18 protein-coding genes are annotated in these 20077 nt (G+C 41.8%); 10 read left to right on the top strand and 8 right to left on the bottom strand.

The window, feature by feature from the left end:
• The first annotated feature begins 28 nt into the window (after positions 1 to 28).
• Both QWZ01_RS03745 and QWZ01_RS03740 read left to right on the top strand, forming a co-directional pair.
• The gene (locus QWZ01_RS03745) at positions 29 to 3010 is read left to right on the top strand and encodes a glycoside hydrolase domain-containing protein (RefSeq protein WP_290321889.1); all 2982 of its coding nucleotides are present in this window, start codon (positions 29 to 31) and stop codon (positions 3008 to 3010) included.
• Positions 3011 to 3016: 6 nt separating this feature from the next.
• Positions 3017 to 4339 (top strand): DUF3472 domain-containing protein, encoded by a 1323-nt coding sequence (locus tag QWZ01_RS03740; RefSeq protein WP_290321888.1) that lies wholly within the window; start codon positions 3017 to 3019, stop codon positions 4337 to 4339.
• 225 nt (positions 4340 to 4564) lie between these two features.
• Here QWZ01_RS03740 and QWZ01_RS03735 read toward each other — a convergent pair whose 3' ends face one another.
• Together QWZ01_RS03735 and QWZ01_RS03730 are read right to left on the bottom strand one after the other, a co-directional pair.
• A complete protein-coding gene (locus QWZ01_RS03735) occupies positions 4565 to 5638 on the bottom strand; it encodes a phosphotransferase enzyme family protein (protein ID WP_290321886.1) in 1074 nt (357 codons plus the stop codon).
• A gap of 164 nt (positions 5639 to 5802) precedes the next feature.
• Entirely contained in the window at positions 5803 to 6831 is a 1029-nt protein-coding gene (locus QWZ01_RS03730; protein WP_290321885.1) for a LacI family DNA-binding transcriptional regulator, read from the bottom strand.
• Positions 6832 to 7014: 183 nt separating this feature from the next.
• Between QWZ01_RS03730 and QWZ01_RS03725 the strand changes: the two genes are divergently transcribed.
• The 7 genes from QWZ01_RS03725 to QWZ01_RS03695 all read left to right on the top strand — a co-directional run bounded on the left by QWZ01_RS03725 (position 7015) and on the right by QWZ01_RS03695 (position 14001).
• Positions 7015 to 7851 carry a polysaccharide deacetylase family protein gene (locus QWZ01_RS03725; protein ID WP_290321884.1) on the top strand — a complete coding sequence of 279 codons (837 nt, stop codon included), beginning with the start codon at positions 7015 to 7017 and terminating at the stop codon, positions 7849 to 7851.
• Between the two features lie 31 nt (positions 7852 to 7882).
• Positions 7883 to 8200 (top strand): hypothetical protein, encoded by a 318-nt coding sequence (locus tag QWZ01_RS03720; protein WP_290321883.1) that lies wholly within the window; start codon positions 7883 to 7885, stop codon positions 8198 to 8200.
• A gap of 61 nt (positions 8201 to 8261) precedes the next feature.
• Positions 8262 to 10448 (top strand): TonB-dependent receptor, encoded by a 2187-nt coding sequence (locus QWZ01_RS03715; RefSeq protein WP_290321882.1) that lies wholly within the window; start codon positions 8262 to 8264, stop codon positions 10446 to 10448.
• Positions 10449 to 10622: 174 nt separating this feature from the next.
• Complete coding sequence (locus QWZ01_RS03710; RefSeq protein WP_290321881.1) at positions 10623 to 11192, top strand: TetR/AcrR family transcriptional regulator; 570 nt, start codon at positions 10623 to 10625, stop codon at positions 11190 to 11192.
• A gap of 83 nt (positions 11193 to 11275) precedes the next feature.
• Positions 11276 to 12136 carry an SDR family NAD(P)-dependent oxidoreductase gene (locus QWZ01_RS03705; RefSeq protein WP_290321880.1) on the top strand — a complete coding sequence of 287 codons (861 nt, stop codon included), beginning with the start codon at positions 11276 to 11278 and terminating at the stop codon, positions 12134 to 12136.
• A 113-nt stretch (positions 12137 to 12249) separates the two neighbouring features.
• Positions 12250 to 13314, top strand: a complete 1065-nt coding sequence (locus tag QWZ01_RS03700) for a serine hydrolase domain-containing protein (RefSeq protein WP_290321879.1) — start codon at positions 12250 to 12252, stop codon at positions 13312 to 13314.
• A 123-nt stretch (positions 13315 to 13437) separates the two neighbouring features.
• The gene (locus QWZ01_RS03695; protein ID WP_290321878.1) at positions 13438 to 14001 is read left to right on the top strand and encodes a dihydrofolate reductase family protein; all 564 of its coding nucleotides are present in this window, start codon (positions 13438 to 13440) and stop codon (positions 13999 to 14001) included.
• A gap of 89 nt (positions 14002 to 14090) precedes the next feature.
• Here QWZ01_RS03695 and QWZ01_RS03690 read toward each other — a convergent pair whose 3' ends face one another.
• The 3 genes from QWZ01_RS03690 to QWZ01_RS03680 form a co-directional block, all read right to left on the bottom strand.
• Positions 14091 to 14678, bottom strand: a complete 588-nt coding sequence (locus QWZ01_RS03690; RefSeq protein WP_290321877.1) for a Swt1 family HEPN domain-containing protein — start codon at positions 14676 to 14678, stop codon at positions 14091 to 14093.
• On the bottom strand, positions 14671 to 15318 hold the full coding sequence (locus QWZ01_RS03685) for a DUF5343 domain-containing protein (protein ID WP_290321876.1): 648 nt from the start codon (positions 15316 to 15318) through the stop codon (positions 14671 to 14673). Before QWZ01_RS03685 ends, QWZ01_RS03690 begins: the two co-directional genes overlap by 8 nt.
• Positions 15319 to 15602: 284 nt before the next feature.
• Positions 15603 to 16367, bottom strand: coding sequence for an SDR family NAD(P)-dependent oxidoreductase (locus QWZ01_RS03680; protein ID WP_290321875.1), 765 nt, complete (start codon positions 16365 to 16367; stop codon positions 15603 to 15605).
• A gap of 250 nt (positions 16368 to 16617) precedes the next feature.
• Here QWZ01_RS03680 and QWZ01_RS03675 point away from each other — a divergent pair, with 250 nt between their 5' ends.
• Positions 16618 to 17565 carry a helix-turn-helix domain-containing protein gene (locus tag QWZ01_RS03675; RefSeq protein WP_290321874.1) on the top strand — a complete coding sequence of 316 codons (948 nt, stop codon included), beginning with the start codon at positions 16618 to 16620 and terminating at the stop codon, positions 17563 to 17565.
• Between the two features lie 29 nt (positions 17566 to 17594).
• Here the strand turns inward: QWZ01_RS03675 and QWZ01_RS03670 are convergent, their stop codons facing one another.
• From QWZ01_RS03670 to QWZ01_RS03660, 3 genes are all read right to left on the bottom strand, one after another.
• Positions 17595 to 18449, bottom strand: coding sequence for an NAD-dependent epimerase/dehydratase family protein (locus tag QWZ01_RS03670; protein ID WP_290321873.1), 855 nt, complete (start codon positions 18447 to 18449; stop codon positions 17595 to 17597).
• An 18-nt stretch (positions 18450 to 18467) separates the two neighbouring features.
• The gene (locus QWZ01_RS03665) at positions 18468 to 19316 is read right to left on the bottom strand and encodes an oxidoreductase (protein ID WP_290321872.1); all 849 of its coding nucleotides are present in this window, start codon (positions 19314 to 19316) and stop codon (positions 18468 to 18470) included.
• Positions 19317 to 19397: 81 nt separating this feature from the next.
• Complete coding sequence (locus QWZ01_RS03660) at positions 19398 to 19985, bottom strand: TetR/AcrR family transcriptional regulator (protein WP_290321871.1); 588 nt, start codon at positions 19983 to 19985, stop codon at positions 19398 to 19400.
• Between the last annotated feature and the right edge of the window lie 92 nt (positions 19986 to 20077).

The raw sequence follows: 20077 nt of genomic DNA, 5'->3' as shown, positions 1-20077 counted from the left end.
TTTATATCAGCTGACCTGTATAATAAATATGAAAAAACATTTTTTTGCTCTTGCCTTCTTATTCGCCGGTTTTACGGCTTCTGCTCAAAAAATACCCTATACCAATTGTAAAAACTGCTGGCTGGCCGATTCGCTGGGTAACCACCGGGTTGTACTAACCTTTAACGGCACGGGTAAAGCCGCCAAGGTGATCATCCCCTGGAGAAGACGTGATACCGACCCGCAGGATAAACGCATCATTATACAGGATGCCAAAACCAAACAAAAAATCACCAACGTTAAATTAGGCACCATCAACCGTGAAAATGGTGAGCTGATGTTTGAGCCTACGTCTGGCAAGGGAACTTACTATGTATACTACATGCCCTACAAAAATGAGGGGCGTTCCAATTATCCTAAGGGTGTATATCTCAAACCGGAAAATACAGCTTCGGCAGCGTGGCTAAGTAGTTTGGGAAAAAATATACCGGCTGCTTCGGTAAAGGAATTTCAGTCTGTTGATGCTTTCAATAGTTTTTACCCGATGGAGGTAATTGCCACCAGGACCGAAACAGAAGCCCTGATTGCCAAACACAAGGCAGAGCCCTTCCTGGTTTTCCCGGAAGACAGGCTCAATTCCATTCGCATGACCATGGATCTGCCCCAGCGCTGGATAACCTCCGGACCGCAAAACAAGTTCACAGCTGTTGCCCAGCGCGGCGAGAATTTTGCCTTTCAACTGGGTATATACGCTTTGCAAAATCTGGACGATGTAAAAGTTACCTTCAGCGATCTGAAGGCAGCATCAGGCAAAATAATCCCCGCCTCGGCTTTATTCTGCATCAATAACGGCGGTACAACTTATGATGGTTCCGCATTAAACAAAACGGTTACCGTGTCAAAAGGTGAGGTACAGGCCTTATGGTGCGGCATTGATGTACCTGCAAACGCAGCTACTGCAATTTATAAAGGGAAAGCCACTATCAGCATTAACGGAAAACCAGCAAAGGAAGTTCAATTGGCTATAAGTGTTAATAATATTTTGGCTAAGAATGGTGGTGTTGATGAACCCTGGAAAATGACCCGCCTGGGCTGGCTCAACTCTAACCTGGCGCAAAAAAATACCGTGGTAGCTCCTTACACACCACTAATTGTAAAAAACAACACTATAGATCTGTTGGGCCGGAAAGTGGAGTTAAACAGCGATGGTTTCCCAAAACAGATCCAAACATTTTTTACGCCAGAAATGACGGATTATACGGATGCGGCCAATAGCCTGCTTACCGAGGCCATGCACTTTCATTTTATAAAGCCTGATGGTAAAAATATAAAGCTGAAAAGCGAGGACCTGCAATTTACCAAACAGGAGCCCGGCACGGTAGAGTGGAAGGCGATTAGCGCTAATGATACCTTGCAAATGGAAGTAATGGCATCGTTGGAGTTTGATGGCTTTATGACCTATAAAGTAAAAGTTAAAGCATTGAATGATGTAAGCTTAAAAGACATCACCATGCACATCTCCCTTAAAAAAGAGATGGCCCGCTATATGATGGGCCTGGGTCAGAAAGGTGGGTATCGCCCTGAAAACTTTGAATGGAAGTGGGACGTAACGCACAAAAATCAGGATGGCGCATGGATAGGCAATGTAAATGCCGGTTTGCAGTATTCGCTGCGCGACGAAAAGTACGTTCGTCCGCTTAATACCAATTTTTACCTGCAAAAGCCTTTGGTATTGCCATCATCATGGGGTAATGATAATAAGGGAGGCATCAATGTTAAATTTGACGGCAAGGCTGTATTGGTTAACAATTACAGCGGCGAACGCAAACTGAGCAAAGGTGATGAGCTGTATTATAATTTTACCTTACTGGTTACCCCTTTCCATACCATTAATACCGATTTTCAATGGGCTACCCGTTTTTACCATGCCTATAAGCCAATTGATACCATTAAAAAAGTAGGCGCTACTGTGATCAATATTCATCATGCTACGGCCATTAACCCTAATATCAATTATCCTTTTATAGCCTGGAAGGCTATGAAGGCTTATGATGATTCTGCACATGCGGCAGGTAAAAAGGTGAAGATATACAATACTATTCGCGAGCTGTCAAACCACGCCTATGAAACATTTGCCTTGCGAAGCCTTGGCCACGAAATTTATTCGCCCGGCAACGGTGGCGGTTTTAGCTGGCTGCAGGAACATTTAGGCGATGATTATATAGCCGCCTGGTTTGTGCCCGAAATTAAGGATGCAGCCATCATTAACAGCGGCATGAATCGTTGGCATAACTACTATGTGGAAGGTATGAACTGGCTAACCCAAAAGGTTGGTATCGACGGTATTTACCTTGACGATGTGGCGTTTGACCGCGTTACCATGAAGCGTATTAAAAGAGTGCTTACCAAAGATGGTCACCCTGGGATAATTGACCTGCATTCGGCCAATCAGTATAACAAGAGCGATGGTTTTAATAACAGCGCCAATTTGTATATGGAGCATTTTCCGTACCTCAACCGCTTATGGTTTGGTGAGTATTTTGATTATGAAAAAAACTCGCCCGACTTTTTCCTGACCGAAGTAAGCGGTATTCCTTTTGGTTTAATGGGTGAAATGCTGCAGGGTGGTGGTAATGCCTGGCGGGGTATGGTTTACGGCATGACCAACCGTATTCCCTGGAGCGATGGCGCCGACCCAAGACCTATATGGAAGGTTTGGGACAGTTTTGGTATGCAAGGCACAAAAATGATAGGTTATTGGGTTGATGATAACCCGGTAAAAACCGATCATGAAAAAGTATTGGCCACAGTATATAAAAAGAACGGAGCCGCACTGGTTTCCATAGCCAGCTGGGAGGATACCGATACAGAAGTGAAACTAACTGTTGACTGGAAAAAATTAGGGATCGACCCATCAAAAGCTACTATAACGGCGCCTGCTATCCGGAATTTTCAGCCCGCAAAAACATTCAGCATCAATGACGCCATACCGGTAGAGAAAGCCAAAGGCTGGTTACTCATCATTAAATAAAAATTTATGCGCAAATACATCACTAACACTATTAAAGCTTTTACAGGAACAGCATTTTTTATGTTGCTGCAATATCATAGCCACGCTGCCGTACTTAATAAAGACTCAGTTATAACTGTACCATTGGGTGGCAACAGTTGGGTAAACAATAACGCAAAGGCACAGGTAGATAGTACCGGACTAACTCATTGGCTGGCTGGCATCGATGTGGTAAGTATTTATGTACGTATAGAAGCGGCAGGAAGCTTAAATGTTGCTTTAAAGCTGGCTGTGCCCGATGGTGGATCAACAATCCAGGCCATTGTTGGGAAAATCGTGTTAACTAACAAGGTATCGAACCATCAACCGGCGATTATTGATTTTGGAAAAACGCTGATCAAATCTCCGGGCTATGTTGAAGTGAAACTAAAGGGCCTGAAAAAAAGTGGTAAAGAATACGCCCGGGTAAGTGATCTGTTGTTAAGCGGGCCAGCTACCATAAATGGTGCTGCATACGTAAAGGATAATCATGGCAATTATTTTTATTGGGGCCGCAGAGGGCCTTCGGTACACCTGAACTACAGTATGCCTGATGAGGCCAGAAGTAATGCTGAGTGGTTTTATAACGAGGTTACCGTGCCTATGGGCAATGATGTCATGTCATCCTATTTTATGGCCGATGGCTTTAGCGGTGGATATTTTGGCATGCAGGTAAATTCACCAACCGAGCGTCATATCCTGTTCTCGGTGTGGAGTCCTTTTAATACCGACGACCCTAAAGGTATCCCCGACAGCTTAAAGATCCAGATGCTGAAAAAAGGTACAGGCGTACATGCAGGCGAGTTTGGCGGTGAAGGATCGGGCGGGCAAAGTTATCTGAACTACCCCTGGGTGGCCGGCAAAACCTATGGCTTTTTAGTACATGCCCAGGCCGATGCCAAAGCAAAAACTACTATTTATACGGCTTACTTTAAACCGCTTGACCAAGCGCAATGGATGCTGATAGCCAGTTTTAAACGCCCCGTATCAGGTTCATACCTGCAAGGGTTACATTCCTTTTTGGAAAACTTTGAACCTGAAATGGGTACAGCCCAGCGAAGGGTTAACTTTGGAAACGGTTGGGTGGTTGATACCTCCGGCAAATGGTTTCCTTTAACGCAGGCATTGTTTACAGGCGATGCTACCGCCAACATCAATTTTCGCAAGGATTATGGCGGCGGGGTACAAGGCAATCAGTTTTACCTGCGTAATTGTGGTTTCTTTAATGATTTTGCTCCGCTCAAAACGGTTTTAACCATGGAGCAGGCTAATATTAACCACCCGGATATTGATTTTAGCAAGCTGCCATAAGCTTGCTAAATACGTTGATTTTGAGATAAGATAAATAACCTTCAAATAATAAAAATTGTCATTTCGATAGAGCAGAGGGTTGACTGGGAGGGGGCGCGAAAGAGAAATCTTCTGCAAGATGCAAGGCGAAAAAGCAGGGTGCAGGAGATTCTTCCTCAACCCTTATATGCAATTTCCCGGCTGTTTGGTCGAAATGACATCATTTCTTTTTATCCGGAACTAAAATTAAATACGCTGATTTTGAGTGCTCAGCACAATCTCCATAAAGCGATCTTCGGCGGCAATGTATTTATCAAGCAGGGTAAACTGGTTTTGCGCCCTTACCAGGTTGTGGCCTGGGTAGCTTGCGCTGTAGTACACATCATTATTCAAATAATCGGTCAGGAAGCGAATAGCCTGCATATAGATCATCAATTTGCCCGAGTATACAAACAGCCGCCTTTCGGTATTGGTTAAGTTGGTGTTCATTTCAGATAGGTAACCCTCTACTATACCCGTAAAGAAATCTTCGCGTACTTCAATCTTTGAAAAATCCTGTTCTTCCTCGTTGGCGGGCGAAAGGTAGGTGCGCATCATATCACCCACATCGCTCATGTAGTAACCAGGCATTACGGTATCCAGATCAATCACACACAGGCCTTTATGATCTTCATTAAATAAAATATTACTGATCTTGGTATCATGATGAACTACCCGGAGAGGGATCATCTGTTCGCTCATGATAGCCTGGTGCATTTCGGCAATGGCCTGATGTTTATAGGCGCTTTCTATGGCAGTTTTAGCTTCGGCAAGTCTTTCGGTATGCGCGTCTTTTATAACGCGTTTAAAGGCCTCAAAGCGGGCCGATAGGTCATGGAAGCCCGCAAGGGTATAGGTTAGCTCACTTACTTTGAAACCGGCCAGCAAATTGGTGAATTTGGCAAACTGCCGGGCAGCTTCAAAGGCCTCATCGCGGGTTTGTACCGTATTGAGGGTAACAGAGCTTTTTATGTAAGGAAACAGACGGTAATATTCGCCATCATTATATTGAACAATGTAATCGCCATTAACGGTAGGTAGGGGCGCTACAAATAAATAGCCTGGATAATGCTCAGACAGGTAATTGTTGATCTTGTTGATGTTTTGAGCAATGTATTGCGGAGCTTTAAAAACACTCTTATTAATTTGCTGTAATATAAATTCGTTGTTATTGATAACACCGGTTATTTTCCAGGTCCGGTTTATTAGTCCTTCACCAAATTTTTCGATGCGATATTCCTCAGCTTCAAGGTTAAAGGATCTTAAAATATCATTAAACATTTACCAGTTATTTTAAAGTTTTTTTGAATGTTTAAACCAAACCTAATTAATAAAATGGTAAACTTTTCACGCAAACGTTTGCCTGTTTTTTCAATAGGTAACGCATCAAAATAAATTTAATGATTATGCTGCGTTTTAATAAAGTGAGGGGGCTGTTTTAATTGTTATTTCTTCTTGCTTTCTACCAGCTGCGATTCAACCATTACATTGTAATAAGCCTGCAATTCATCGGGCGATTGCACTTTGCGTAACAATAGGTCAAGCAATATATCAGCGGCTTTTTGCCCTTGTAAATAGGGGAACTGTTCAACCGATGCCACCGGCGCATAATCCATGTAATTGATCATGGGCAGGTTGGCATAACTTACAAATTGCAGGTCCTTATCTAAATCGATACCCTGGCTGCGGGCATGTTTTATAGCATATAAAGAAACGTAGTCATTAAAAGTTACAATGGCTGTAGGCCTGCGTTTGTGAGCAAGCAGGTTATCAAGGGCGGTACGGGTATCTTGATCAGTTAAATCGCAGCTTACTATAAGCGAGGGATCAAACTTTAATCGGTTTTTTATCATAGCCTTAATATAGCCCTCCTTGCGTTCGCCGCTCGCGGCCAGTGTGGCCGGCCCGTTGATCATGCCGATGCTGCGGTGCCCCTTTTGCAACAGGTAGTTTACTGCTTCAATACTGCCAGTTTCCATATTACAGGCTACATAATGAATGTTTTTAAGGGGAGGGATGCGATCAAAAAATACAACGGGGATATTAAACCGCTTAAGCATATCAAAATGAGCAAAGCCCGATGTTGTTTTTGCCACGGAGATGAGCAGGCCGTCCACACGGGAGTTTTTCATTTTTTCGACCAGCTGAATTTCCTTGGCCTCATCATCATGCGACTGGGCTATCAAAACAGTATAATTTCGCTTGTAAGCGGTATCCTCAATGGCACTGATAGCGGCAGAGAAAAAAGCCTCTGATAATTCCGGAATAATTACACCTATGGTATAAGTTTTACCTTTTTGGAAAGATATAGCGGTTTGGTTTGGCTCATAACCCATTTTATCTGCCAAAGCCTGTACTTTTTGCTGTGTTGTAACACCTATGGTTGGGTGTTTATGCAAGGCTCGTGAAACTGTTGAAACAGAAACATTCAGAATTTTAGCTATTTCTTTAATAGTAGCGGGTTTTCCAGTCATTATAAGCTATAGTAGTCAATAAAATTAACAAAATGCTTTTAAAGCGCCAATTTAAGCGATACAATAAGTGTGCTTACTAATTGAACAGTTATTTGAACGCAAACGTTTGTTTGCTGTTCATAAATAAAATTGAACAATATAATATGCTGCTTTATTTTTATTTTGCTGCTTAAACTTAATATTATGAAACCACTGCTGCTGCTTTTCCTGCTGATTACAGTTAACGCCTATGCACAGGAGAAAATGCATTGGCCCCAGCAAAAAAAAGCGGCTATTGTACTTACTTATGATGATGGGCTTTTGTCGCAGTTAAATGTGGCTGTTCCGCAGCTAAAGACAGCTCATTTTCCGGCTACGTTTTTTTTAACGGGCGATGTTAACAAGCTTACCACACCGCAGTGGAGGGCGCTTAGCAAACAAGGATTTGAATTAGGCAACCATACGCTTTTCCATCCCTGTGCAGGTGTAGATGATAACCCCGTAACATCTAACCATTATAATCCTTATGGCATAATAAGAGAAATTGAGGTGATGAACCATCTTTTAAACGCCATTGATGGGAAAAACAACCGCACCTACGCCTATCCCTGCGCCGAAACAACCGTAGGCGATGGCAAGGATTATGTAGATACCCTGCGCAAATATGCCCTTGTAAAATATGCCCGTGTTGGCGGCGATGCCTCTGATGGTGTTATAACCGATTTTAAACATCTTGACCCATTGCGCATACCCTCATTTGGTGTGGAAGATGGCACCGATGCCGAAAAGCTGATAGCTTTTGTGAAAAATGTGGAGCAAAAAGGCGGCATGGGTATTATTATGCTGCATGGCATCGGGGGCGATTATATCACGGTTTCGGCAAGTGCTCACCAGGAATTATTAAATTATCTGAGTAAAAGCCGCAAAACAATATGGATAACCACGTTTCAGCAGGCTATGGATTTTGTAATGGAGAGCGGCAAGCCAAATGTTAAATTACCACAAGGCAGGGCCAGTATCCCACGGGCAGAAACTAAATAAAATAAGTGGATGCAATTTATATCTTTGTGGCGTGAAACTGCTTTGTCTTTTATTATCGTTGTACGTGGTGCTGCTATCAGCAAGGCCATGTTGTGCCGATAACTGCCGTGAAAGTTCAACAGGGGCTAAAAAAGAATTATCAGTAAAAAACAACTCGCAGGAAAAAACATGTCCGGGCTGTTCGCCCTTCTTTTCATGTGGTACTTGTGCGGGTTTCGTAGTAACAAAACCTGTTACCCACAATCTGCCGCTTATTGCAGAAAGTAGGGTGATAACTTATGCACCCTATCAGCAACCCAATTTAAAAGAGATTGCCCAGGCCATCTGGCAGCCGCCACAATTAGGTTAATACAAGTTGTTGAGCCATACCCAGGCTCGTTTTACGGTATTAATTTAATCTCTGTTATTTAATGAAAAAAATTTATGTGCTGCTGGCAGCACTGCTTTATAGTGCTGTAGCTTATTCGCAAAATACATTTAGGGCCATTATTAAGGATGGTAAAACAAATCAGGTATTGATAGGGGCCACTGCCTTGCTGCAGGGTACATCCAAAGGAGCCATGGCCGATACCAGCGGACTGATCATTTTGAATGATATACCTGATGGCAGGCAAGTTATCCGCTTTCAATACGTGGGTTATCAGCCCCGGCTTGATACCCTGATTTTCCCGGTTGCACAAGGCCAACCCATGACTATTATACTGCAAACCACAGGTGAAGATAATGGAGAGGAGCTAACCGAAGTGACGGTATCAGCTACCCGCAGCAGCCGTACCATTGCCAATATCCCAACCCGCATCGAGGTAATATCAGGTGAGGAACTGGACGAAAAAGGTAATATGAAGCCCGGTGACATTCGCATGCTGCTGGCCGAAAGTACAGGCATTCAAACACAGCAAACCTCGGCTACCAGTGGTAACTCCAGTATCCGTATACAGGGGCTCGATGGTAAGTATACGCAGATCATTCGTGATGGTTTTCCCTTGTATTCAGGCTTTTCGGGCGGACTTGGCTTGCTGCAAATTGCCCCTTTAGATTTAAAACAGGTGGAGGTGATCAAAGGCTCATCATCTACCCTATATGGCGGTGGGGCTATTGCCGGGCTGGTTAACCTGGTATCAAAAACGCCAACGGATAAGCGTGAGCTTAGCTTTCTGCTCAACGGAACTTCGGCTTTGGGCCTGGACGCCAGCGGCTTCTATTCGCAAAAATTCAACAAAGTTGGTGCTACCATTTACGCGGCGTACAACCATGGTTCGGCCTATGACCCTTCCAATATCGACCTTACGGCTATCCCTAAATTTAATCGTTTTACGCTGAACCCTAAGCTGTTCCTGTATTTTAATGATCGTAATATGCTTAATATAGGTATCAACAGTACCATAGAGAATCGCATAGGAGGCGATCTGCATTATATTGAGGGAGATAGCAATGCAGCCCATTCTTATTTTGAGGAAAATAAAACAGGGCGTTACAGTACTCAGGTACAGTTTGATCATCAGTTCAATAACACCGAAAAGCTGACTGTTAAAAGCAGTGTAAGCTATTTCGACCGCACTATAAACCTGCCCGATTACCGTTTTTCCGGTGCGCAGGTTTCTACTTATAGCGAAGCAAGTTATTCGCGCGCCGGGGAACGATCAGACTGGGTTGCAGGCATCACTTTCCTTACCGATAATTTTAATGAGCACAGAAACAGTACTTTCCCATTGCGTAGTTATAATTACAATACTATAGGCGGCTTTGTGCAAAATACCTGGAACGCAACCAGGAAAATAACGCTGGAAACCGGTTTAAGGGGTGATTATCATAATGATTACGGGTTTTTCCTGTTACCTCGCATATCTGCCTTGTGGAAAATAAGCGATCATTTTTCAACCCGCCTGGGTGGTGGTTTGGGTTATAAGGCCCCCAGCGTATTTACGGAGGATGCAGAACGGATCCAGTTCAGGAACGTGCTGCCTATTGATGTTACTAATACGCGTGCAGAACGCTCATACGGAGCTAATTATGATATTAACTACCGTACAGGCTTGTTTGATGACCAGGTGAGTTTCAGTATTAACCAGCTTTTCTTTTACACCCGTATTGATAACCCGATATTGCTTACACCGCTTGCCAACGGTGATCTGCAATACCTGCAACCCCGCGGCGATCTGAATACTAAAGGGCTGGAAACCAATGTAAAAATTACTTATTCCAATTTCAAGCTGTTTTTAGGCTATACCCTGGCCGATGTAACACAGCATACACTAAATACCATTGCCACATATCCGCTGGTATCAAAACATCGGTTAAACAATGTTTTGATGTATGAGATTGAGAATAAGCTCAAAATTGGGGCTGAGGCTTATTATTTTAGTCCGCAAAAACTAAATGACGGCACAACCGGCAGGGGATATTGGACTGCCGGATTAATGGCCGAAAGAATCTGGAAGCGTTTTTCGCTGTTTGTGAATTTTGAGAACCTGACCGATACCAGGCAAACCAAATTTGGGGCAATTTATACGGGTAGTTTAACCAATCCGGTATTCAAGGATATTTATGCACCACTTGATGGTTTTGTTGTAAACGGCGGAATTAAGCTCAGATTTTAGCAGATTTTGATGCAGTTTTAGCTCAAAAATCACGTAAATTGTTCAGTTTTTACATGGTTTTTGCGCATTTTTGATGTGTTTAAACATGCTTTGTAATAGGGGTGTCATCATTGATGGATATAATTGGTACTTACATGCAAGTAAGTATATTTGTGTCGTTAAATGCAAAACGAAATGGAAGCCACATTACATACCCGCGATAAAATTGTTGAGCTGGCCAGGGGCTATATTCAAACCGTGGGCTATCATGCATTTAATTATAAACAAATAGCTACCGTACTAAATATCAAAAACGCGGCTATCCACCATTATTATCCATCAAAGGAAGATCTTGGTTTGGCAGTTATAGAAAAGGACAAAAATGACTTTGAATGTATGATTGCCGCAACCGCTAATGATGAACCCATTAAAAAGTTAGAGGCATTGATATATATCTACGAGCGTTATTTTTATGACGGTCATAAGTTATGCCTCATCAGCACTTTTGGTTCGGCATATCATGACATTCCCGCAAAAATACAGCAAGCTACTATCCAATATTCAAACATGATTCAAGACTGGCTGGTAGGGGTAATGCAGGAAGGACTTGATATCGGAGCATTTAAATTTGAAGGTACCGCCGAAGAAATGGCCAATAAATGGGCCGCCATATTGCCTGGTTCCTTACAGGTAGGCCGTTGGCGTGGCGAAGCCTATTTTAAAGAGATAATGAACAGTTTACTTGCATCATTAAAATCAACATAAAAAATTTAATCAGTTTACTTACTTACATATAAGTAAGTAAATCTTATCATCATCAAATAAAACATATAACAAAAATCAATAACATGAAAAAGATCATTTTAACAGGAAGCAGCAGCGGTTTTGGCTTACAGGCAGCAAAAACTTTAGCAAATGCCGGGCACGCGGTTTATGCAACCATGCGTAATATAACAGGTTCAAAAGCTGCTGTTGCTGCCGAATTGAAACAATGGGCAAAAGATAACGGTAAAGCGATAGAAGTTGTAGAGCTTGACGTAACCAGCAACGAGTCTGTAAAAAAAGCGATAGCAGAGATCAGCGAAAAATCTGGTGGTGTTATTGATGTGCTGATCAACAACGCGGGCATATCATACCTTGGTTTTGGTGAGGCGCTTACCATTGAACAAACCGATCAGTTATACCAGGTTAATACGATTGCGCCCGAACGTATGATGAAAGCAGTATTACCATTTATGCATCAGCAGAAAGATGGATTGATCATTAATATCACCAGTGTACAATCTCGCCATTATATTCCTGTTTTGAGTACTTATAATGGTACAAAGGCTGCATTGGATGCGGTATCTGTAGGTTATCATTATGAATTAAAACCATCAGGCATTGATGTGGTAACCATTCAGCCGGGAGCTTATCAAACTACAGATATTACCACCAAATCAATACAGGCCGGTAATATCGCGGTTGAAGAATCTTACAGCGAAGGTATGCTGGGCTTTAAAGAAGGAATTATCAGGTACTTTGATCCTACACCTGAAAGCCGCGACCCACAGGAAGTTGCCGACGCCATGTTGACGCTGGTTGAACAACCACAGGGACAAAGACCATTATTTACCGTTGTTGGCGGTGGTCCGCAAACCGCTAATTTTGAAAAAGTGAACAGCCTGCTACAGGAAATTGTAGAAACCACTATGGGCCTGCGCAAATAATAACGTACTTGATTTGATATGAATGTAAGGCTCGTCTGCATAGCAGGCGGGCTTTTTTTGTATTTTCTGCAACTTTTTAGCATTTGAAGCGACCTGTATTTAAATCATAGCTTATGAAAAAGATGTATTTAGTTTTTTCAATATTATTTGTGTGCTCCTTTGGTGCTAACGCACAGGATACTGTAAAAACTATGGAGGATATGAATGACTCTGTTAAGGTGGCCGCATGGATAAAGCAAAAGCATATCCCGGCACTGGGCCTGGCTTATGCCGATAATGGAAAATTGCAAACGCTTAAAGTTTATGGCGAATTGAAGCCTGGAATAAGCGCGGATAACAATGCCATATTTAACGTGGCATCGCTCACTAAACCCATAACCACTATGGTTACGCTTAACCTGATCAATGCAGGGCTTTGGCAGCTTGACGAACCACTGTTTAAATACTGGACCGATCCTGATATAGCTGCCGACCCCAGAAGCCATAAGCTCACCACACGCGATATACTTACTCACCGTAGCGGTTTCCCAAACTGGCGCTCACAATTAAAGGATGGTAAACTGGCTTTCCAGGCAGATCCGGGCACTAAGTACGGTTATTCGGGCGAGGGATTTGAATACCTTCGCCATGCGTTGGAGCATAAGTTTCATCGCTCGTTGGCGCAATTGGCTGATTCCATCATATTTAAACCACTCCGGATGAACGATACTCACTTTACCTGGGATAACAGCATGGAAACCAGGTTTGCATATCCTACAGATGGTACGGGTAAATTGCTTGAAATAACAAAAAATACTGAGGCAAATGCGGCCGACCTGCTAAAAACCACTATTGGCGATTATAGTAAATTCCTGATGTGGTTGATGAAAGGCGGTGGTGTTTCAAAACAATTGTATAGTACAATGATCAGCCACCAGGTAGAAACTAAGGAAAATGTGTACATGGGGCTTGGTTGGTCGGTATATGAACCGGTGGGTGAGGGGGAATACGCGTTGTCGCACGGTGGTCGCGATCCGGGGGTAAATACCATGGCATTTGTGCTGCCGCGTTCAGGAAGAATGTTGCTGATATTCACCAATTCAGATAATGGTTCACAACTGTATATAGATCTTGTGAAATTTTATCTTAAATCTGCCGGCGATTCTGTTGTAAACTTTGAAACAAGAACAAAAAAATAGTTAGTTCATCATGCTGATTGGGTTAGCTGATAAGTATGATTGTAGAATAAAACACTACAAACCTTTGCTTACGTTATGATTTTTGTACTTTAATACGGTCAATATAATTTAGCGATCAATTACATGGCAGCAGACGATTTTAAGCTAACGATACATATGGTTTCGAGTCTTGATGGCTATATAGCCAAAAAAGATAACAGCGTTTCATGGTTTAATACAGCAGATAAGTATGAACCGGGAGTTCACGTTACCGAACAGGATGCGCAGGAGTTTCTTAAAGGGATAGACTGCTACCTGATGGGTTCGCGCACGTATGAGCTTGCTTTGGAACTTTCAAAATCATATGGATGGGTTTATGGCGATGTGCCTACCATTGTATTAACTCACAGGAATTTGCCTGTAGAAAGATCGAACGTTGAAATTTATTCAGGCGATCTGGACACGTTACTCAACGAGCGGCTAAAACCCAGCTATCGTAATGTTTGGCTTGTAGGAGGTGCAGAATTGGCCAGTGATTTTATCCGCCTAAACCTGGCCGACGAGATAAGACAGTCCATACTACCCATTATCCTGGGTGATGGCACACCGTTTTATAACCAAATAGGCCAGGAAAAAGCATTGCATCTCAAAAACACAACAGCCTACAAAAGTGGAATGGTGGAACTGCTTTATGAGATAAAGAAATGATAGTAAGAGAATTAATCGACAGTTCAATTCAAATTGATGCTAAAAACGTTCACTACGTTATGTACGCTTCTATTATAAGATTGCAAAAATTAAAATCCAATTTGCTTGTTCCAGTCATTAACATATTGTTCAATACGACGAAACTCAGATGGTAGCAATAATCTATTATGGGCTATATAATTTCTTGCTTTTTCTAATTCATCCATTCTTTGTTTAAGCCAGTGTTGTGTTGGTATCAAATCAGAAAAATCCAACCAATTTTGAATTATAATATCGGATAGATGTCCGAATTCTATAAACTCAATCAATTCTGTATTATCGCCTTCTAACCAAGAATTTTCTTTGGCAATTTGTTGCCTTTTTTGTGCAAATTCTTTGACATTTTTTGGTGCTCCTTTTTCCCACCAGTCTGTATCGAATTTTTCCTTTAATCTTTCTTTGATTAAATCTCGAACAGAATTTTCAAAACAATTAATCAACGCGTAAATTCTCGACATTCGGATTGCTTCATTACGGATAGGAATAGGAAATGGGGATAAAGTCTCTTCCATTAAAACTTTTTCCACATGTTCGTTGTCCGCACCGATTCTTATACCAGCACTCTTAAATTGCTCCGCCTCTGCTTCAAACATTAATGCTCGGAACATCCATTCTCTTATATTCGGTTTATTACTCATTTAATAAATGTTCCCTTAATGATTTGAATATCGCATTATAAACTTCAATATCTTTTGTGGATGGAAGATGAATTTCTATGTTATATCTTAAATTAGGAACAATAGAAGATATAACATTTAACCCATTGTTGTTCATTGGGGAAAGAGTTTCAATGCCCGTATGAGAATGGTTGTCTTCCGTTTTTGTCTTGTCGTTATCTTTTTTGGGTGAAAGCTTGCTCGTTCCGGTAATATCAGCTAAGCTTAATAGGGTAAGAAATGTATTTGCCATAAAACCAGCAACTTGATCGCTGACATTATGAGTGGATTTAAATAAGCCAGTTATAGCAGGTCTGTCTGATTGAGATGGTTTTTCATTTATATGAAATATTTCAGTGTATGCGTCTTTAAGTGCTTCGCCTAAAATTTTATTTGATTTTGATGTGTTGCGATAATCATGATATCGCTGCGTTGGGCTTCCGCTATCGGAAATAAATCCAAGATCTTTAAGAAGCCCTAATACAGCTCTATCAGTACTGCTTGCAAAACCTATCTTTTTTAAGTGTTCAGTCGTAAACTTGTCCGGTGCGGTACCTTCAATAATTTTTTTCATTATTGCAGGTAGGTTTTTTACACTGTTTAAGTATTTTTTTGATAGCATGATGTGATAATTTTAGGAGGTTAATAAATCTTAATCAATTGATTACGGAAACTAAAAAGGGCTTTGCATAAAAATACAGTTTTCAATATCGTATGTGGAATTATTTTTAACGAATTTTCTTGTGTTGGTAATATTTGTATCAATCCATCTATTTGTAAACAGATATTCTCCATTTTATCAAAAGTAAATATGAAATAATTCCATATTCAAGTATTCACTAAACAGAAAGAAAGCCGCTCCATAATTACTTAGGAAGCGGCCTTTTTTTATTTAAATACAGTTGATTAAACATACATACCACCAGAAACCTCAATTCGCTGGGCGGTAATCCAGCGGGCATCTTCGGTACATAAAAAGGCAACCACACCACCAATGTCTTCGGGTTGACCTATGCGGGCCAGCGCGGTAATTGCTTTAATGTGCTCCTGTACCTGCGCATTATTTTTTACAGTGGCCGCGCCAAAATCAGTAGCTATAGCACCGGGGGCAACGGTATTCACATTAATATTGCGCACACCAAGTTCTTTGGCCAGGTAGCGGGTTAGGCTTTCAACGGCATTTTTCATGCTGGCATAAGCAGCCGAGCCTGGTGCTGTAAAGCGGGTAAGCCCGGTTGATATGTTAATGATACCGCCGCCATCATTAAGCATAGGTACCGCTTTTTGGGTTAAAAAGAAAACACCCTTAAAATGAATGTTCATCAGTGTATCAAATTCATCAATGGTAAAGTCCAGAAATGGTTTAGCAATACCCACACCGGCGTTGTTGATCAAATAATCAAACTTATCGGTGCCAAAAGTATCATGCAGCTGCTGGGTTACCTGTTGTAAAAATGAGTCGAAGCTATTGATGTCGCCGGCGTTCAGTTGCAGGGCAACCGCTTTTTGACCAAGGTTTTCAATTTCGGCTACAACAGCCAGGGCTTCATCTTTTTGGGTATTGTAGGTGATGATTACATCTAAACCTTTTTTTGCTATGCTGATGGCCATGTCTTTACCAAGACCGCGGCTGCCGCCTGTTACCAGGGCTATTTTATTTTTTGTTGACATATGAATTTTTATTGTTGTTGTTGTTGATGTAAAGGTACGGGTGTAAAAGCCCGGGCTGTTTATCCAATTCAATCCAATGTTTATCAAATTCAAACACGAGGTATTGATACAATAAATTTTATGCCAAACAATGAAATTTTTATGACAATGTTGGTGTTTTAACAGTGTGGTTGGTTTATCATTTTCAAATATGGCTTGGATTTGTACAAAGTATAATCTGTAAATTTGTTATACATCAATACATAGGGTTATGGAGCAGAAACCAATTTCTATCGATCAGTTTTATCAGCAAGTGGCCGCCTTGTCAAACGAGGAAGTAACTTCATTACTGCCTGCCGGTATTAACCAGGAGATTGGTCATTTCAACGTATTTGATGTAGGCGAAATGATAAGGCAGGTAAATATGAATCCTAATAAAATGCCCTACAATCGCAGGGCCTATTATAAAATAAGTTTGGTAAGAGGCCGAAATATTGCCGAGTATGCCGATAAGGTTTTCCAAATTGATCAGAACGCGCTGGTTTTTGCCACCCCCAAAATTCCTTACCACTGGTTACCGCAGGATATGGATCAGAGTGGCAACTTCTGCATTTTTACCGATGAGTTCCTGATACAATCAAAAAGCGGAGTAGTGCTGGATGAGCTTCCCATCTTTAAGCCGGGAGGTTACCCCGTGTTTTTACTGACAAATGAACAGGCCGAAGAAATAGCGCCGATTTTCAGGAAAATGCACGCAGAAATTGCATCCAACTACCTGTATAAGTATGATCTGATCCGCAATTATGTACTGGAGCTGGTGCACTACGGGCAAAAGCTGCAGCCTTTAACTACTTATAATATCACACATAATGCTTCGGCAAGGGTTTCCTCGTTATTTATTGAACTGCTTGAAAGGCAGTTCCCGGTAGCATCTACCCAGCAAAAGGTTGGTTTACGCACGGCTAAAGACTTTGCCGACCGCCTGGCTATCCACAGCAACCACCTGAATAAAGTTTTAAAAGAGAGCACAGGTAAAACCACTACCGAACACATCAGCAGCAGGCTGGTGCAGGAAGCCAAGATCTTGCTTAAACAAACAGATTGGAATATCTCGGAAATTGCCTATAGTTTAGGGTTTGAGCAACTATCACATTTCTCAACGTTCTTCAAAAAGCAAACGTCCATGTCGCCCATGGAGATCAGGAGCCAGGCGGTTTGATTTTGTGCGCTGTTCGTAGTGCTTAGTTATTACGCCCCTGCCAGTTTTTTAACGTCTTTTACTTCAAGTAGCTGATTGGGATAACCCTTAAGCACGCTGTTGATCATGGCCAAACCAACCTCGCGCATGGTGCTTACATTATTGGGGAACAAAAACAGAAACAGGGGATACAGGCTGCCCATGATCTTGTAAAATGATTTAACGTTTTTTTGACCGGCAGTAGGTTTCATGAAACCGGGTCTGAAATTATATACCTTTTTAAAGGGAAGTTTCATCAAAGCATTCTCGGTTTTGCCCTTCACGCGGGCCCACATGATCTTACCTTTTTCAGAACTATCAGCATGGCTGCCCGATATATGGCAAAATACCATGGCAGGATCAATACTTAGCAGCGTTTGTGCAAAGTGCATGGTTACGTCGTAGGTAATGTGCTGATACTCGGCTTCATTTAAACCCGCTGAGCTGATACCGGCACAATAAAGGCAAGCGTCATATCCGCTTAATTCGGCCGTAACTTTGGTCAGGTCCAGAAAATCGGGCACCACCAGGTTCTTCAATTTTGCATGTTGTATAGCAACAGGTTTGCGGGTTACTATCAGCACTTCCTTAACCTGCGGATGGTTCAGACATTCGAGCACTACGCCCTCGCCCACCATGCCTGTGGCGCCTGTAATAATTACTTTGATCTCCATAAAACTCAATATATCAAAATCTCTATCAATAAGGGCAAAGATCAATATAATGATAATAGCCTGCTTTGTTGAGAAGCTATAATTTACTTTGTTAGAAAGCTCACCCATGCCTTTAACAACAAGTATTGTTTCATGACGCACATTAAATTCAGGCAAAAAATAAACCGGTACGCAGGTACCGGTTTTACTCAATAGCTAAACGGCAGCCTATTAATTTTTAGGATAGTCTGTACTGTCAGATACGTTTTCCCATTCATCAACTTCCTTACCCGCTACCTGAGTTTTAGTGCGGAAGGCAGCTACAGCATCTGAGCCTATTGGTAAATGAACAGGAGGGTTTTCGCTTGATGCCAGTTTGATGATCACCTGAGCCAGTTTTGATGGGTCGCCGGGTTGGTTGCCGTCAACATGGGTAATGATACCTCTTACATGGCCTACAGTTTCTTTATAATCCTCAATTATAGTTTTTGACGGCTGATATGATTCGGCAGAGGCAAAGTTTGTTCTGAACAGGCCGGGAGCGGCAGCGGTAACGTGGATACCCAACGGTTTTACCTCCAGTGCCAAACCTTCGGTTATACCCTCTACCGCAAATTTGGTTGAGCCATACAAGCCAAAGCCCGGAATAGAAGCAGTATAACCAAACAGCGATGAAATATTAACGATATGGCCAGATTTTTGACTGCGCATGTGCGGTAAAATGGCCCTGGTAACGTTCAGTAATCCAAAAACGTTGGTATCATATTGTTTTCTTACTTCCTCGTCTGATGCTTCTTCAGTAGCGGCGAGTAAACCATAACCGGCATTGTTAACCAGTACGTCAATACGGCCAAATTTGCTGATGGCGTCCTGTACACCTTGTTTAACCTGGTTGTTGTTGGTCACGTCGAGTGTTACAACCAGGCTATTATCTTCGTTTTTCAATGCTGATCTTAACTGATCAGCGTTGGTCCTAACGGTGGCTACTACTTTATCGCCTGCTTCAAGTGCTGCTTTGGCAATTTCCAATCCAAAACCTTTGGATGCACCTGTTATAAACCATACTTTTTGAGTTTTCATGATGTTGTTATTGTTTGTTTAATTATTGTTTATTGATGTAATTCAAAATATGACCGATTGGTCATATTTTGAATAAAAAAATTATATAAGTTGTTCTGTTATCATTTTTTTGATGTTTTTAACAATGATATTCATCTTGCTGATGTTGCCGGCAACCCTGCTCATTACAATGCCCCCCTCAATCATGGCAAATATCATGGTAGCAAATTCTTTGTAATTCCAGTCGGGGTTCATAGATCCTTCTTTTATCCCTTGCTGTATAATGCCGGCAATGGTTAGTTCGGCGTTGTCAAAAGCCTGGTTAACCTTGGTTTTTACCAATTGATTGGTATCATCGGCCTCGGTGCCAAAATTCATCATCGGGCAACCACCCGTAACCGGCGGACTAAGCGGATCTTTCAAAGTATCAACAAAAGCAAATAGCTTGTCTTTAGCTGTTTTTTGCTTGTTTACGGCAGCCATAACTTTATTACTTAGTAACTGCATGTTATAATCAACAGCCGAGGCGGCCAAAACCTCTTTATTTTCAAAATGCACATACAGGCTCCCTTTTGAAAGCTGGGTTGCTTCCGTAATATCACTCATGGCTGTTGCCGCTATCCCTTTTGTGTTAAAGATGGGGGCAGAGCGCTCAATGATAAATTGTTTGGTTTCCTCGCCTTTGGTCATTTTGTTTATTGATTATGATACAAATGTACATGACCGTTCGGTCATAAAAAAATATATTTAGGGAGATGACAAATGTTTGACAGCTAACATAG

It is taken from the genome of Mucilaginibacter aquaedulcis, assembly GCF_030409325.1.
GTDB lineage: Bacteria > Bacteroidota > Bacteroidia > Sphingobacteriales > Sphingobacteriaceae > Mucilaginibacter > Mucilaginibacter aquaedulcis.
Note: the sequence above shows the minus strand (reverse complement) of the source record. Positions and strands in the feature narration are given on the sequence as shown.

Coding starts and splice junctions, on each gene's coding strand:
- QWZ01_RS03745 (WP_290321889.1), top strand. CDS start 29: ATGAAAAAACATTTTTTTGCTCTTGCCTTCTTATTCGCCGGTTTTACG.
- QWZ01_RS03740 (WP_290321888.1), top strand. CDS start 3,017: ATGCGCAAATACATCACTAACACTATTAAAGCTTTTACAGGAACAGCA.
- QWZ01_RS03735 (WP_290321886.1), bottom strand. CDS start 5,638: ATGTTTAATGATATTTTAAGATCCTTTAACCTTGAAGCTGAGGAATAT.
- QWZ01_RS03730 (WP_290321885.1), bottom strand. CDS start 6,831: ATGACTGGAAAACCCGCTACTATTAAAGAAATAGCTAAAATTCTGAAT.
- QWZ01_RS03725 (WP_290321884.1), top strand. CDS start 7,015: ATGAAACCACTGCTGCTGCTTTTCCTGCTGATTACAGTTAACGCCTAT.
- QWZ01_RS03715 (WP_290321882.1), top strand. CDS start 8,262: ATGAAAAAAATTTATGTGCTGCTGGCAGCACTGCTTTATAGTGCTGTA.
- QWZ01_RS03710 (WP_290321881.1), top strand. CDS start 10,623: ATGGAAGCCACATTACATACCCGCGATAAAATTGTTGAGCTGGCCAGG.
- QWZ01_RS03705 (WP_290321880.1), top strand. CDS start 11,276: ATGAAAAAGATCATTTTAACAGGAAGCAGCAGCGGTTTTGGCTTACAG.
- QWZ01_RS03700 (WP_290321879.1), top strand. CDS start 12,250: ATGAAAAAGATGTATTTAGTTTTTTCAATATTATTTGTGTGCTCCTTT.
- QWZ01_RS03695 (WP_290321878.1), top strand. CDS start 13,438: ATGGCAGCAGACGATTTTAAGCTAACGATACATATGGTTTCGAGTCTT.
- QWZ01_RS03690 (WP_290321877.1), bottom strand. CDS start 14,678: ATGAGTAATAAACCGAATATAAGAGAATGGATGTTCCGAGCATTAATG.
- QWZ01_RS03685 (WP_290321876.1), bottom strand. CDS start 15,318: ATGCTATCAAAAAAATACTTAAACAGTGTAAAAAACCTACCTGCAATA.
- QWZ01_RS03680 (WP_290321875.1), bottom strand. CDS start 16,367: ATGTCAACAAAAAATAAAATAGCCCTGGTAACAGGCGGCAGCCGCGGT.
- QWZ01_RS03675 (WP_290321874.1), top strand. CDS start 16,618: ATGGAGCAGAAACCAATTTCTATCGATCAGTTTTATCAGCAAGTGGCC.
- QWZ01_RS03665 (WP_290321872.1), bottom strand. CDS start 19,316: ATGAAAACTCAAAAAGTATGGTTTATAACAGGTGCATCCAAAGGTTTT.
- QWZ01_RS03660 (WP_290321871.1), bottom strand. CDS start 19,985: ATGACCAAAGGCGAGGAAACCAAACAATTTATCATTGAGCGCTCTGCC.